General features: G+C 67.1%; 11 protein-coding genes. 3 read left to right on the top strand and 8 right to left on the bottom strand.

All coding sequences use genetic code 11. The features are described from left to right. Window positions 1-490: 490 nt before the first annotated feature. Together OHS16_RS30785 and OHS16_RS30780 are read right to left on the bottom strand one after the other, a co-directional pair. Window positions 491-1,402, bottom strand: a complete 912-nt coding sequence (locus tag OHS16_RS30785; protein ID WP_328541046.1) for a DUF5996 family protein — start codon at window positions 1,400-1,402, stop codon at window positions 491-493. Between the two features lie 249 nt (window positions 1,403-1,651). Continuing rightward, the gene (locus tag OHS16_RS30780) at window positions 1,652-4,012 is read right to left on the bottom strand and encodes a GH92 family glycosyl hydrolase (protein WP_328540526.1); all 2,361 of its coding nucleotides are present in this window, start codon (window positions 4,010-4,012) and stop codon (window positions 1,652-1,654) included. 640 nt (window positions 4,013-4,652) lie between these two features. On the opposite strand from OHS16_RS30780, the gene OHS16_RS30775 reads away from it, so the two are divergent. Beyond that, on the top strand, window positions 4,653-7,853 hold the full coding sequence (locus tag OHS16_RS30775; RefSeq protein WP_328541045.1) for a TIM-barrel domain-containing protein: 3,201 nt from the start codon (window positions 4,653-4,655) through the stop codon (window positions 7,851-7,853). 201 nt (window positions 7,854-8,054) lie between these two features. On the opposite strand, the gene OHS16_RS30770 is transcribed toward OHS16_RS30775, so the two are convergent. The 5 genes from OHS16_RS30770 to OHS16_RS30750 form a co-directional block, all read right to left on the bottom strand. Next, window positions 8,055-8,735 (bottom strand): NAD(P)H-dependent oxidoreductase, encoded by a 681-nt coding sequence (locus OHS16_RS30770; RefSeq protein WP_328540525.1) that lies wholly within the window; start codon window positions 8,733-8,735, stop codon window positions 8,055-8,057. A gap of 34 nt (window positions 8,736-8,769) precedes the next feature. Then, window positions 8,770-9,102, bottom strand: a complete 333-nt coding sequence (locus OHS16_RS30765) for an ArsR/SmtB family transcription factor (RefSeq protein ID WP_328540524.1) — start codon at window positions 9,100-9,102, stop codon at window positions 8,770-8,772. A 382-nt stretch (window positions 9,103-9,484) separates the two neighbouring features. Further along, entirely contained in the window at window positions 9,485-10,651 is a 1,167-nt protein-coding gene (locus tag OHS16_RS30760) for an alanine--tRNA ligase-related protein (protein WP_328540523.1), read from the bottom strand. Window positions 10,652-11,040: 389 nt separating this feature from the next. Beyond that, window positions 11,041-11,679 carry a class F sortase gene (locus OHS16_RS30755; protein ID WP_328540522.1) on the bottom strand — a complete coding sequence of 213 codons (639 nt, stop codon included), beginning with the start codon at window positions 11,677-11,679 and terminating at the stop codon, window positions 11,041-11,043. Between the two features lie 175 nt (window positions 11,680-11,854). After that, entirely contained in the window at window positions 11,855-12,094 is a 240-nt protein-coding gene (locus tag OHS16_RS30750; RefSeq protein WP_328540521.1) for a hypothetical protein, read from the bottom strand. 78 nt (window positions 12,095-12,172) lie between these two features. Here OHS16_RS30750 and OHS16_RS30745 point away from each other — a divergent pair, with 78 nt between their 5' ends. After that, complete coding sequence (locus tag OHS16_RS30745) at window positions 12,173-12,661, top strand: hypothetical protein (protein WP_328540520.1); 489 nt, start codon at window positions 12,173-12,175, stop codon at window positions 12,659-12,661. A 1,218-nt stretch (window positions 12,662-13,879) separates the two neighbouring features. On the opposite strand, the gene OHS16_RS30740 is transcribed toward OHS16_RS30745, so the two are convergent. Continuing rightward, the gene (locus OHS16_RS30740; RefSeq protein WP_328540519.1) at window positions 13,880-14,446 is read right to left on the bottom strand and encodes a dihydrofolate reductase family protein; all 567 of its coding nucleotides are present in this window, start codon (window positions 14,444-14,446) and stop codon (window positions 13,880-13,882) included. 397 nt (window positions 14,447-14,843) lie between these two features. On the opposite strand from OHS16_RS30740, the gene OHS16_RS30735 reads away from it, so the two are divergent. Next, entirely contained in the window at window positions 14,844-15,206 is a 363-nt protein-coding gene (locus tag OHS16_RS30735; protein ID WP_328540518.1) for a UBP-type zinc finger domain-containing protein, read from the top strand. Window positions 15,207-15,416 lie beyond the last annotated feature (210 nt).

Genomic DNA, 15,416 nt, shown 5'->3' with positions numbered 1-15,416 from the left:
TAGCGAGGCGCCGTACCGGCAGGAGAGCCGCGGATCTCCTCGGGCTCACCGACACCAGGTTGCGGACCCGTCTCGGCCCGGAGGCGCCGGCGTCACCTGATCATCGCTCTCCACACTCCATTCACCGGGCGCGAACAGTCCGCTGCCGGATGAATCACCCAAACAGCGCAGTTGCGGCGCGTCGGAGTGACTGTGTGGCGGACGATGACAGGCTGAGGGGGCGTCAGTAGCGGTTGCCTGACGGCCGCCTGCTGCACCGGCTTACCTCTTCTCGGCCGGGACGCCCGCCCGGTCGCCCTCTACCCTTCCCGGAGTCGCGACCGGGCTCTCCGTGCGCCTTGAGGCCGCGGGCTTCGGAGAACCGTGCGCGGTCGCCTCCTGGCGAATGAGCCGACAACGGACCCGGTGGGGCACGCGGTGGCCGACGAGGCGTGTCACTCATCGTGGCCACTTCCCCTTCTGCGTCCGGCCCTTCTGCGTCTGGGTCTCTTCATCGGGGACCGGCCCGGCGGGCGGGGTCGTCCTCGAGGGCGTCGCGGTCCCAGTCGGCGAGATCGGCGGCGGCCTCGTACGTCGTCTGCAGGAACTCGATGAGCGTCCCGTCCGGGTCGGAGGCGGTACGCACCGCCTCGTAGGGCAGCAGGAACTGGCCGTTCTCAGGGCTGTAGTACGCCTCGGCGGGACCGACCGGGCGTTCGGCGAAGCCGTCGGGTTCGGGGTAGGCGTAGGCATAGAACGACCCCTCGCCCCCGCCGCCCGGCCAGAACCCGGCGCTGCTGAGCTCGTGAGAATAACCCTCCACCATGACCCAGCTGCCGACGTTGGGCGCACCACCGGGGTGGCGCGGTGCGGTACGCCCGGAGAATCGCGTGACGGCCAGGTCCATGGCACCCCAGAAGAGGTGGACAGGGCTGACCTTGCCGATGAACCGGCACCGAAATTCGGTGAACACCCGGTTGGCAGCCATGAGTTGCCCCCAGAAGGCATGGGCATGCTCTGCGACATAGGTGGTGTGCGTGAAGTCGTCAGCGAAGGGAATAGCGGGGTGCACCTCGTTGGGATGCGGCTGGATCTCTATCTCGATCCCCAAGTCACCCAGTGCGCGCATCGTCTCGCGGTAGAAGTCGGCCACCGGCTTGGATTCGAGGGCGATGAGGCGTTCCTCGGCACAGGAGCGGATGCACAGCTGGTGATCACACAAGTTGATCTCCATGTCGAACCCCCGCGGCCCATACGGGATCAGCGAAGTGCACAACCCGCGCGCGGAGACGTAGAGCGGTACCTGCCACCAGTGGTTCATCATCGGGGACTGCGCCAGACGGATTTTCCCGATGATCTGGGTCCACATGTGCAGTGTGTCCCGCGTCTCCGCCCAGTCGGCGACCTGCAGCCGCGGCCACATCTCGGGTTGCTGCGTTCGGTGTTCTGCCACGGTGACTCCCTACGCGTGACGGGCCGCCCCGGGTCTTCTGGACGTGGGGCCGCCGCCACCGATCACTCCAGGAGATGGCCCCCAGCCCTTCCCACACTGCTCTCACGCGGACACGCCTGCAAATCGGCGACGGCAGCCGGCTTTGTCAGGTCCTACCACGAGCCGATGGAACCCTGGGGTGCGGCCCCTCACCGGTGGGAGGGGCCGCACCCTGGAGCCTCAGGGCCGGGCCATGGCGGGCGGGGCGGCGTTGACGCCCCAACTCGTCGGCTTGTCGGCGAGCTTGATCTTGATCGTGCCGGAGCGGAGCAGGTCCTTGTGGGACAGCCAGCTCCGGCTCAGCTTGCCCTTGTCCGTGTCCACGGAGGACACGTACTGCAGCTTCGAGGCGTTGGCGCCCGGGGCGTCGATGCTGATCGTGCGGCCGTGTTCAGGCCGGACCTCGACCTTGTCGAACATGGGCGCGGTGATCACGTAGGAGGCGGAGCCGGGCTGGGCCTCGAAGATGCCGGCCATGGCGAAGACGAGCAGCGACGAGGTGGCGCCGAGGTCGTCATTACCGGGCATTCCGTACACGTTGTCGGTGAAGAGCGTCCGCATCGCGCGCAGTACGGCGGAGGTCTTCCACGGCGCGCCCGTCCACGTGTACATCCACGGCGTGTGGAAGTCGGGCTCGTTGTTGGGGTTGAAGGCGAAGTTGTTGTGGTAGTCGTACGCACCGGTCACCCACGAGTCCGAGGCGGCCTTCGCCGGGTCGGTGAGCACGGTCGGCATGTCGAAGAACTTGTCGAGCCGCTGCTCGGCCTGCGAGGGGCCGCCCATAAGCCCGAAGAGGGTCTGCGGGTCCTGCGGGGCGAGCCATTCGTACTGCCACGCGGTGCCCTCGTGGAACGCGCCGGCCTGGGCGGGATCGGGGTCGCCTGCAACGGTGCCGTCCGCGTTCCTGGCGACCGGGAACCCGGAGAAGCCCTGTGATGTGACGGTGGGGTCCCAGAGTTTGGTGAAGTTGTCGCAGCGTGTGGCGAGCGTCGCGGCCTTGTCCTTGTAACCGAGGCCGCCGGCCATCGTGGACAGCGCGCAGTCGGCGAGCGCGTACTCGAGTGTGGCCGAGCCCGCCTGCCGGCTGTCGCCGTACTTGTAACCGGGCAGGTTCTGGTAGCCGACCCAGCCGTTCTTGACGTATGTGGGGTTGCCGTCACGACCGCGGAACGTCGACTGGTCCGCGGGGACATCGTTGACGTTCTTCCACAGCGCACCGAAGAGCAGTCGCGCTGTGCGGTTGTCGAGGAGGCCGCGGTTGTAGATGTCGACGATCCAGGGGGTGATGGGGTCGCCGCTCATCACGTTGGTCTCGCTGTTGCCGAGTGCCCAGCGCGGCAGCCAGCCACCGTCCTGGTAGATGTGCAGCACGGACTTGGCCATATCAGTGGCCTTGTCCGGGTTCAGCAGGTCGACCAGCTGGTTCTGCGAGCGGTAGGTGTCCCAGAGCGAGAACATCTGGTAATACGTGGAATCCGCGCGGTGCACTTGGTCGTCGAGGCCGCGGTAGCGGTTGTCCACATCGGACCCGATCGACGGGTGCAGCACCGAGTGGTACAGCGCGCTGTAGTACGTGCGCTGGTCGGCGGTGCTGCCGCCGGCCACGCGCATGCGGTTCAGCTCCTCCTGCCAGGTGTTGTGCGCGGCGGTGCGTGCCTTGTCGAACGACTTCGGCTGCTCCGCCTTGCGGTTGAGGCGCGCGCCGTCGATCGAGGTGTAGGACAGACCCACCGAAGTGCCGACCTGGTCGCCCTTGGCCGGGTCGAATGTCGCATAGGCGCCGGCGCGCTTGGTGCCGCGCGACGCGTCGCGCTGGTTCGGAGTGATGGTGCCGTCGGTCCAGGTGCCGAAGCTCGAGAACTTCCGGTCGAACTTGGCGCTGAAATAGATCCGGTAGCGCTCCTTGCCGGTCTCACCGCAGAAGTTGCCGCCCTGGAGCCAGCCTTCGACGGTGTCATTGCCGACCACGTGGACGTCGCCGGCATAGGTGCTACCGTTGCTCTCACCGGTCTCGATGAGCACATTCTCGGGACCTGATCCGGCGGGGTACGTGTAGCGGTGCTGGCCGGTCCGCTGCGTCGCGGAAAGCTCGGCCTGGATACCGTTGTCGAACTTCACGCCGTAATAGCCGGGTGCGCGGGTCTCGTTGTCGTGGCTGAATTTTGCGCCGTACTGCGCCGGGTCGGACGACGTCACCGCACCGGTGGTCGGCATGAATCGGAAGTTGCCCATCGTCTGGCAGCCGACGCCCGAGAGGTGCGTGTGACTGAAGCCGAGGATCGTGTCCTGCTCGTAGTCATAGGAAGCGTACTTGTTGAGCTGCGTGTCCGGGCTCAGCTGCACCATGCCGAACGGGACGGCGGCGCCCGGGAAAGTGGTCCCGTCACCGTTGTTGCCGATCGACGTGTCGACCAGCGTGGTGGGGTCATCGGCGAACCTCGGCGCCCGCTCCCCGGCGTCTGCGACACCGGGGGTGGTGGATGCCGCGGCCACGGTGGTGGCGAGCAACAAGGCGGCGAACACGCGTTTCCACGCTCTCATCGCGATCCTTCCTGTGACAACGTTGTCAATTCCCTGCGATCTTTGCCCTTCAAGTACTCCTCCGTCAATCCGGTTGGCCGCACGAACCGATTTGCCCCGGCTTTTCGCCCGCACGGCCGGCGTACCTCGGCATTCAGGATCCGCTTCTGCCTGCGAGCAGTGCCGGGTCATGCGGGCCGGCGATCCGCGGGCCGGCGTCGTGACCGCGGCAGCGAATGCGCCCGGCGGGTGACCGCGGGGCCAGGAAGCGTGCCGGTGCCGGCGTGACCCGGCATCTGCGGGTGTCCGGAGCTGTCAGGTAACTCGTCGGGGCACGCAGCCGTACGCTCGTCCGCCTGCCAGGACACCAAGTGGGCAGGGATTCTGCCCTCCTTATGGACAGCGGACGGTTGGCGTGCTGTCATACCGTTTGCGCGATTTCCAACGATGTAACGGTTGTGAGCGGTGTCGCAGACACGGCCGGGAGGTCGCGATGGGCGGCGAAGCGCCTCTCTGTGGGCGCCGGGACCGGCACGGCCGACACGGACCGCGGGTCGATTTCAGAGGGGAGTTGCATGTGAGAACCACATCAACGAGACACAGGCTGCGGTTTCTCAGGAAGCAGGTCGGTCTTGCCGCCGTCCTGGGCACCACCGCCGCCATGACGCTGGCCGGCACCGGTGCCGCGTCTCCGGGTGGGACGAACAGCCAGGCACCACCCACGGTGTCGTCCGGCGACGCCCGCTTCGAGATCCTGTCGCCGACGGTGGTCCGCACCGAATACGCGGGCGACGGCACGTACACCGATGACCCGACGTTCAACGCCATCGGTCGCGGCGGTTTCACTCCCACGGCATACACCACGAACACGACCAACGGCTGGCTCACCCTCTCCACGAGCGCGCTGACCCTGCGCTATCAGGTCGGGTCGGGGCAGTTCAACGCCCGGAACCTGTCCGTGCAGGTGGCGGCGGGAGGCGACCGGGTGACCGCCACCCCGTGGCAGCAACTGACATGCACTGTCGACGCGTTGTGTGAGGCCGAGAACCTGCGGTCCAGCGGGCTCGGCACCGCCACGGACCATGCGGGCTACACCGGCGCCGGCTTCGTCGCCGGATTCGAGAGCACGGGCAGCTCGGTGTCGGCTGACATCGATGTCACGGCGTCCGGCAGTTACCGGTTCGCCTTGCGGTACGCCAACTCCACCGGTGGCGACGGTCATTCCGAGACCCGCAGCCTGACTCTCTCCGTGGACGGCGGCGCACCACACAAGGTGGACCTGCCTGCCACCGCCGACTGGGATTCCTGGAAGCAGGCCACCGCGGGCGTCCAACTCAGCGCGGGTCACCACACGATCGCCCTGACCCGGACAGCGGCGGACTCCGGCAACGTCAATATCGACAGCGTCGCACTCATCAACTCCGGTGGCGCCTATCCCCCGGTCTCCCGCACTGCGATCCCCGACTGCCGGTACGGGGTGAGCTGCGAGGCTGAAGACGGGCGCATCGGGGGCACGGCGATCACAGCCGGCGATCACAAGGGGTACGCCGGCCGCGGGTTCGTCGCGGAACTCAATCAGGGGGCGAGCGTGACCAGCCACGTGGTCGACGTCCCCGCCGACGGCTCGTACGCCCTCCAGGTCCGCTATGCCAACGGCGTCGGCAGTGACGGCCACCATCAGGCACGTACCGCCACCGTGTCCACCGGCGGTGCGACGCAGTCCCTGTCCCTGCCCGTGACCGACAACTGGGACACCTGGCAGACGGCGTCGGTGCCCGTCACCCTTGAAGCAGGCGCCAACGACATCACCATCAACTGTCCTGACGCCTCCAGTTGCCATGTCAACGCTGACACGATCGCCGTCACGGCGACCGCGGTGCACGCCCCGCCCCCACATGTGGCGCTCGGCGGGTATCGCCGCGGCCTGGACGGCGTCACCGGCAACGACGACGCCCTGGTGACCACGCCCGGACTACTCAACAAAGACGGCTGGTATCTGCTCGACGACACCACGTCGGCGCTGTACGACAGCGCATCCGAGAAGGTCACTCCGCGCCCCGACCATGGTGGCGCGCCCTACCAGGACGGCTACGTCTTCGGTTACGGACACAACTACAAGCGGGGGCTCACCGACCTTGCCACCCTGACCGGGCCGCCCGCGCTGCTACCGCAGTGGGCGTACGGAGTCTGGTACTCGGAGTACATCGACCGCACAGCGGCGGACTACGAGCACGCGATCCTGCCGGCCTTCCGGTCCGAGGGTGTCCCGCTCGACGTGCTCGTCACCGACACGGACTTCAAGGCCGTGAACAACTGGAGCGGCTGGGAGATGGACCCCGCGAAGTTCCCCGACTCCAAGGCATTCTTCGACTGGTCGGCCTCCCAGGGGCTGCACAACTCGCTCAACGTGCACCCCAGCATCCTTGCGTCCGATCCCCAGTTCGCCCAAGCGCAGGCCACGGCCAAGGGCAAGCTCAAGAAGGGCGGCTGCGCCTCGGGCGCCGGCGTCGAGGACAACTGCTACACATTCGACTTCGGCGACCCGGATCAGCTCAAGGCGTACATGGACCTGCACCGGACCATGAACCAGCAGGGCAACGACCTCTGGTGGCTCGATTGGTGCTGCGACTCGTCGCAGTCGTCGCTGCCGGGTGTCACCCCGGACGCGTGGATCAACCAGCAGTACGCCGCCGCTTCCGCCGAGGCCCCCGGACGGGGCTTCGTCCTCTCCCGTGCGTACGGTTCGCTGCAGGCCGGCGGATACAGCGGCCAGCAGGGACTGCCGACCGGGCCGTGGGCGGACAAGCGCAGCACCGTCCACTTCACCGGCGACACCTCCTCCACGTGGGGCACCCTGAAGCTCGAGGTCGGCTACACCCCGGGCGAGTCCGCCGCGACCGGGATGGCGGCCATCACACACGACATCGGCGGCCACAACGACACGACGGGGCTGACCGGTTCGGAGACCTACAAGGACGGCAGCCAGACCCGCACCACACACAAGCTGCCGGACGATCTGTACGCCCGCTGGGTCCAGTTCGGGGCCTTCCAGCCGATCGACCGCCTCCACAGCAACCACAGCGACCGGCTGCCGTGGCAGTACGGCACCGCGGCGCGCCAATCGGCCGACAAGTTCCTCAATCTCCGCGAGAACCTGGTGCCATACACCTATACGCTCGCCGACGAGGCGAACCGCACCGGTGTTCCGATCGTCCGCCCCACCTACCTGGAATACCCCGACGAATCCCAGGCGTACGCGACGGCGGGCAGTGAGTACTTCTACGGCTCCGACGTCCTGGTCGCCCCGGTGACCACGGCGGGCGCCTCGGCCACCACCTCGGTCTGGTTCCCGCCCGGCACGTGGACCGACTATTTCACCGGCAAGACGTACACCGGCGGTACGACGCAGAACGTCACCACCGGCCTCGACTCGATGCCGGTGTTCGTCAAGGCCGGCGGCATCCTGCCCACCCGCACCCACAACGTCGCAGACAACGACCGGAACCCCATGACCGATCTCACGCTGACCATCGGCGCGGGCGCTCCGGGCTCGTACAGCCTCTACGAGGACAACGGCACGTCCACGGAGAGCGGCGGGAGCGCCACCACAAGGATTCGGTACAAGGAGTCCGGATCGCGCCACACGGTGTCGATCAGCCCCACCCACAGCTCCTTCCACGGGCAGGTGAAGGACCGCCAGTGGACCCTGTCCATACTCGGGGTGAGCGCACCCGCGCATGTCACTGCCGCCGGCAGGAGCCTGTCCCCGCACGCCTGCCACTGGGACAGCGCAACGGAAGTCCTGAGCATTGTCCTCCCGCGTCAGAACGTGCACAGCCCGATCACGGTCACCTATCAGTGACCGTCTGAGGACGCGTAGATCCTTGGCAGTGGGCCTGCCCGCATGGCATACGGGCGGGCCCACTCAGGTACCACGCCAGGGCTTTCGTCGGTCTCCGGAAGGAGAGCGGTACGCCCCTTCGTCTGCGCGGCAACTGCCATCAGTGGAGGGAGGCGCCCTGCGATGCGGGTGTTCGGTTTTCCGGCTTCGTCGACGCCGGGGTCACAGCACGATGGCCCGGGAATCCGCCGCGATGAGCGCGACAGACTCTCTGACCGTGTCCAGCGCCGCTGTTCGTTCCTGATCGGTCATGCGGGCCGGTCCGTAGGTGACCACGGGGCCGATGACCTGAAAGCCGACGAACTCCAGCATTCCTCGGTGGATGTGGAACAGGAAGTCGTCCATCGAGCCGAGGGCGCCACCAGAGCGGAACGACTCACTGGACCCGCCGGTCGTGAACAGCAGCATCGCCCGCTTCCCGACGAGCGCGGCATCGCCGAACAGGCCGTAGTCCCCGCCGAAGACCCCGCCCATCACGAAGACCCGGTCCACCCATCCCTTGAGGATGGCTGGCAGCGAGAACCACCACATCGGGAACGACAGGACGAGCAGATCAGCGGCGAGCAGCCGGTCAAGATGGGCCCTGACGGCCGCGTCGAGTGTCCCGTTCCTGACCGCGCGCATCTGCTCGGCCTGCGGCTTGAAGTGGCCTTCGACCGGTGCGAACTCCTCGCGAGCGAGGGTGGGGGCCCATGCGTCGGCGTAGAGGTCGAGGACGTCGACCTGGTACCCGGCATCGCGTAGGGCCTGAGCCGCAGTGGCCATCTGGGCGGTGCTGAACGAGTGGGGCTCAGGATGAGCATGAACGATCAGGGCGACAGGGGCAGCATCGATGGTCGACATGGTGAAATCATATCGACGTATTGCGATGTGTCAATCAGATGGTGGTGCCGATCGCTCGTGCCAGCTGCGCCAGCCGGCCTTCATCGCGCCGGTAGTGGGTCCACTTGCCCACCCGGGTGGGGTGCACGAGTCCCGCCCGTTCGAGCGTGCTCATGTAGCTGGAGACGGTTGACTGAGCGAGTCCCGACTTCGCCTGGATGTGCGTCACGCACACACCCACCGATCGGCGATCCGCGATCGGTTCGTACTCCTCGAAGCACCGTTCGGGATCCTTCAGCCATTGCATGATCTGCAAACGGGCAGGGTTACCGAGGGCCTTGAACACCTCGATCAGATCACCCGCACCCAGTCCTGCCGCAGCGGCCATGCGTCACCTCTCTCGCCAATCGCTCCGACACACCACGATATCTCGATATCCACTGCGATCGGCGCGGAGGCCGGACACTGCCGTCGAGGTGGGGCTTCATACGGGCGCAGTCCCCGGTCGCGCCCGCCTGCCGGCCACCTGGGCGTGGCTGGAGCAGGGTGGGTGCGCGGGGTGCATGGGGCCAGGCATCCGGGCCTGGCCCCATGTGGTGATGACGACGCAGAAGGTGGCCTCATGGGGACGTTGAGTGGCCTGTGACGGAGTGCTCCTGTGGGCACCGTCGTCAGGTGAGTGCTCAGCTCAGGAAGCGTGTCGCAGTCACAGGGCCAGGCCGTGCGGCCAACCCCTGGTTGTGGGTCTGCCCGCACAGGCGCCCCCGTCGTCACTCTTCTCGTAGGCTCGTGACCAGATCCCGAGGCAGACCGTGGGTGTCGTGGAGGTAGTGGAAGTCCTCATCCCTCAGCGGGCCTTGGAAACGGGGTCGGGCAAGCACCTGCCGGCCGCGTTCCAGAAGCTGACTGAAACGGCGCTCCTCCCCGAGCAGCATTCGGCGTACCTCGCTGGGATCCATGTGCTGCCGGAAGTGGTCCAGGGTGTGCGGGACCAACTCGTCCGGCAGATCTCCGAGACTTCGCGATGGATCGTCCCGCCACAGAACGGTGAGCACCCGCCGGATCAGGCGGCGGAGCACATAGCCCCGGCCAGTGTTGGCCGGGCGCACCCCGTCGCCGAGTACCACGATGGCTGAGCGCAGGTGGTCGTAGACGAGGCGCAGCGAAGGTTCGTCCAGTGGCCACAGGGTCGGCACGAGACTGCGCCAGGGCTCGAAGACGTCGCATTCGAATACTGACGGTTTGCCCTGCAGCAGAGAGGCCAGCCGCTCCAGGCCCAGCCCGGTGTCGATGTTGCGCTGGGGAAGCGGTACGAGGGAACCGTCCTCGAGTCGACGATGGCGCATCATCACGTGGTTCCACACCTCCACCCAGCGGTCGTCGCGGGTGGGTGTCGACTGGGGCGGGGTGTCACCGCTCCACAGGAAGATCTCCGAATCTGGGCCGCACGGGCCGACCGGGCCGTTGGACCACCAGTTGTCCTGCACAGTGAGCTCCACGGGAACGCCGTGGTCCTGCCACAACTGCAGGGAAGCAGTGTCCGGCCCGGTCTGGTCGTCGCCTCCGAAGGCGGTGGCGTGCAGCAAACCCGGATCGACACCCAGTCCATCTGTGAGCAGCCTGTACCCCCAGTCGAGACTCAGCGAGCCGTCGTAGTCACCCAGCGACCAGGTGCCGAGCATCTCGAAGACCGTCAGATGAGTGGCATCGCCGACCTCGTCGAGGTCCGTGGTGCGCAGACAGCGCTGCACATCGACCAGCCGCCGCCCCAGCGGATGGGGGCGCCCCTCCAGGTACGGCGTGAGCGGATGCATGCCAGAGGTGGTGAACAGCACCGAGTCGCCAGGAGGTGGCAGCAGCGTCGAGCCGATGATGCGGCGGTGACCACGCTCCTCGAAGTACTCGACGAACGTGCGGACAATCTTTTCCGTGTTCATGAGGGTGGCTCCTTCGCGTCACAGCGGGGAGGCACCGGATAACGGGACGCTGGTCATCGCACCGAGGCAAGAAGCCACGAACGCCGCGGAACCACCGACGGGCCGTTTCCGGTCGCCGGTGGGAAAGGGGGAAGGTCAGGCGGCGGCAACCGGCGAGCAGGTCGCTCGCGCGGTCGCGATGATGTTTCGGCCGATGACGTTCATACGGACGACCATAACGCGGCACGTCCTTCGAGGCACACGACTTTCCGGCAGCGACCCGGCCCACCCGGAGGCCCAAGCCGCAGCCGCCGGCCCGGGTTCGTGCTCCCAACACCTCGCACGCCTTCGGCTCCCCGGCATGTCCAGAGGCTTCCCCTGCTCCACGCCCACCACCCGCTGGTCGCGGATCAGCTGTGCTTGACCGAGTGGAGGTGGGCGAACACGACGACGTTGTCCTCGTAGTCCTGGGCCGCTCTGTCGTAGGTGCCGCCACAGGTGATCAGCCGTAGTTCTGGGCCGGGGGTGTCAGCGTAGACACGGTCGTTCGGGAAGTCGGTCTTGCTGAAAGTTTCGACGGAGTCGACCTTGAAGGTGGCGACTGAGCCGTCCTGCCGTGTGATGTCCACGGCGCTCCCCCGCTTCATCGTGCGCAGATAGAGAAACACGGCCGGCCCGGTCTTCGTGTCGACGTGGCCCGCGACGATCGCCGTACCTCGCTCACCTGGTGTGGCACCGTGCCGGTACCAGCCGACCATGTTGGCGTTGTCGGCCGGCGGCGGGTTGAGGTGCCCCGAGGCGCCGATGTCCAGCGGGGTGAAGGGGGCGTTGACAGCGATGCCCGGGATCCTGAGCCGGGTCGGCACCGAGCGGGGCAGCGGAGAGACAACAGCGGGGGCGGTCTCCCGGGGGGCGGCGGATACGGCAGCCGAGGGGTTCGACTGCGGCTTGGCGTCGTCGGCCGGGGCCCCGAAGACATTCCAGAAGAAGAGCGACCCTGCGACCACCGCGGCAGCAGGCCACATCAGTGCGCGACACAGAGGCGGCATGGGGCGCTTCGAGGCGACGGGAGACGGTTTCGGCGCGGGGAGCTTCTCGGCGGCCATCAAGTGCTGCCTTTCGAGAACGGGGAGGCGGTTGCGCGAGTGATCGGCCACTGCCGCGGCCACCGCCCGTGGGGCGGTGGCCGCGGCAGGGCATGGAATCTACGGGTGAGCGAACCGGTCAGGCCGCGGAGAGGCTTGAGGCGTTACGGCGACGGCGCAGCATGAACGCGCCGGCCCCGACACCGCCCATCAGCAGCACCGAACCAGCGGCCAGGCTGCCGTTGGTCATCGCCATGCCGCCGCCGCCGGTGTGCATGCCACCGTGCGGCTTCCTGCCCTCCCACGTCTTGGCCTGGTCGCCCTTCCAGGAGTCACCGCGGTCGACGCCGGAGGACGAGCCGCCTTCGTCTCCCGTCATCGTCGGAGCCAGGGCACCACCACCGGTGTGCATCCCGCCCTCAGGACGGTGGTGCTCACGCCCATCAGGATCCCCGCCATGATGCTCACGACCCGACTGATCCTCAGCACCCGTACCAGAACCGGCACTGTCACCCAACGTCATGGCCAGGGCACCACCACCGGTGTGCATCCCACCCTCAGGACGGTGGTGCTCACGCCCATCAGGATCCCCGCCATGATGCTCACGACCCGACTGATCCTCAGCACCCGTACCAGAACCGGCACTGTCACCCAACGTCATGGCCAGGGCACCACCACCGGTGTGCATCCCACCCTCAGGACGGTGGTGCTCACGCCCATCAGGATCCCCGCCATGATGCTCACGACCCGACTGATCCTCAGCACCCGTACCAGAACCGGCACTGTCACCCAACGTCATGGCCAGGGCACCACCACCGGTGTGCATCCCACCCTCAGGACGGTGGTGCTCACGCCCATCAGGATCCCCGCCATGATGCTCACGACCCGACTGATCCTGGGCGCCGTTGTCGGGGTGGTGGTCGGCGTGTTCGCTGCTGGTGGATGAACCGCCGTCCGAAGCGGGCGCGGCGGAGAACGAGAGAGAATATGCGGCTGGAGCGGAGATGGCCAGAGCCGCAGTGACAGCGGCCGAGGCGAGCATCGTGCGGGCAGTGCGCATGGAGACGGTTCCTTTCGGCGCAACCACGAAGGCTGACACTTCGTCGGCTCGACGACTCGCAGTGGCGACGTCATCACCATCGACCTGCATCTGACGCCCCACCAACTGGGAGCAGCGTCCGAGTGACGGCATGAGCTCAATGGGTGCGGATGAAGCAGGTACGCATTCGTCAGGGGGCGCGTTGCCTCTCTCCGCCGGTATCGCGATGACCTCAGCAAACCCCAAGACGAGGCTTTCAGACGTACACACAGGGAATCCGTCGGGGATCTGACGTTTCGACACCCAAGGCGCAGGGCGGCTGGAGCAGCATTTCCCCTGGACATACGGGTGGCTACGGTTCGGCGAGATGCGCCATACCGTTGACCATCGCGGCGGAGCTCCGCAGTGGTTCCCAGGGCGATGGTGATGGGCCGATGAGGAAGCGGGATCCTATCCGCCCTGCCGGCGAGCACCGCGCCGTCGACCTATGGCCGACCTCACCTCACCGGCGTGTCGCACCGCGCGGCATCGGAGTGCTTCCGTTCCGGAAGGCTCGCTCCCCCACTCCAGGATTCGCGGTGAACTTGTCCGATACAGGACCGGCGGCTGTACGTCCGCGTGCGCTGCCTTCGTCACCCGGCCGTGCGGTCCAGCTCTCGGGGGACTATTCCGTACCGCCGCCTGCTACGGCATGCGCAAGCACCGTGACAGGCGGCCCGGGCATCTCCGAAGGACGGCTTGGGCACACTCTGAGAAGACAGAGCGACCGAACAGAAGTTGCCTAAGGCAACTCTAGATGCCCCGTCAGTTTGCCACCGACCGCCGCCACAAACGCACCCGACACGCCGCGGGTGGCAGGGAGAGCAAGATGACACCGGCGCTCTGGCCTACTTCCACGCTGCGCGCCAACGGCGCGATCGCGGCCCAGAGCCTGGCGAAGGCAAAAAGCAGGCCCTGCGCAGAAGCACCGTCCTTCTCGGTGTGGGCAGTGAGCGGGATCGGTGCTCGATGCCGCTCCTTGTCGTCGGCGAGTCGTGGCCGCCGCGGTGCTGGTGGTCGCTTCCCTCGCTCTGCAGCGGCAGCAGGGTCGGCGACTCCCTCCGTGCGACCCGTGCCTGGCCGGGATCAGCGTTGGCCAACAGGCTTGCTCGGAAGTTCGGAGCGACTGCCCCGGCAGGAGTAGACGATCTCCACTGAACCGCCGGGGAGGACACGCTCGCGCTCGAAGGTCAGCCCGGCGTCGGGGCTGAGCGCGGGAGTCAGGTGCATCCCCCCACCGAACAGCTGCGGCAGCAGGACCAGTTCGAGAGTGTCGAGTGCGCCAAGGGCGTGGAACGTCCCGATCGTCTGCGGGCCCCCGATGAGGTGGACGTCACCACCCCGATTGACCGAGCGCAACTTCTCCAGCAGCCGCACCGCGTCATTGTCGACGGTGACGTGATCGGGGGTGCCGTCCGGACGCTTTGAGCCGAGTACGAACACGTCGAGGTCCGGCCATGGCCAGCGGTTGTTGGTCAGCGCGGGCTCGAAGGTGGTGCGGCCCATCAGCGCCGCCTCGCAGCCTTCGAGGAATTCCCGGATGCCATGGCTCTGCCCGGACACGAACGCGGGGTCGGCCGTCAAGGCGGGCCACCCGTTCGGTGTGGTCACGTACCCATCGGCACTCATGCTCATACGGGCGCGGATCTGCATGATCACTCCTTGCGGCAGCCGGTTGCCGGCTTTGCAGCCGGCAACCGAAAACCTTGGTCGGCGAATAGGGCGCTTGTTGATCACAGAGCGATGGCCCGTCCCGATCCTGCTTCGCGGGTCGCTCCTCCACCCAAGCGTCGAACGGAGGCCTCACCGTTCGACAGACTGCCGAAAAACCTTCTCACTACGAGATCACAGGCCTGCGGCCCCGGCACCCGGCCGTATCTCCCGCTCACGAGTCCGGAACACATCTGGGATGACCTCGACGAGCATGCCCAGTCGTCCAGCCGGTTCAGCTAGCAATCTTCCCCGGGCGGGCGCAGCCTGGAAGAGGGGCCACCCCGGCTGGCGGTCGGCACCATGCCGTCCCTGAGCCGGCTCTACGAGGAGGGCTGGAGTGTCGGACGAAAACATCCCAGGCATCGACCCACAGGTTTCCCCCAGCGGAGAGGGCTGCGCCGGCTGCATGTCCGATGACGGACCAGGCTGGTGGTTCCACCTGCGGCGTTGTGCCGCGTGCGGACACATCGGGTGCTGCGACTCCTCGCCCTCCCAGCACGCGACCAAGCACTCCAAAGCGACCGGTCATCCCTTTGTCACCAGCTTCGAACCAGACGAAGACTGGTACTACAACTACGCGACTGAGCAACTCCACCCGCAAGGGCCGCAGCTTGCCCCACCCACCTCGCACCCCGCCGACCAGCCCGTCCCCGGGCCCGCAGGGGCTGTCCCCACGTCGTGGCAGGAGCAGTTGCATTGAACCGGGAGGCAGCGAATAGCCCCGAAGCGCAGCATCCGGCCCAAGGGCTCTCCCGTAATCCGTGGTGGATCAGCGCGCGGCGTCAGATGCGGTGCATCACGAGGCGGAGGGGTGTCCGCATACTGGACGTATTCGGGCGCTCCGACAACGCAGCGAGGTGCCGTAACTGTCGTCGTGCGCCCGCCAGGGATTACGGGACAGCCCTCACGT

This window comes from Streptomyces sp. NBC_00344 (assembly GCF_036088315.1).
Lineage (GTDB): Bacteria > Actinomycetota > Actinomycetes > Streptomycetales > Streptomycetaceae > Streptomyces.
This window is presented reverse-complemented; position numbering and strand designations above follow the sequence as displayed.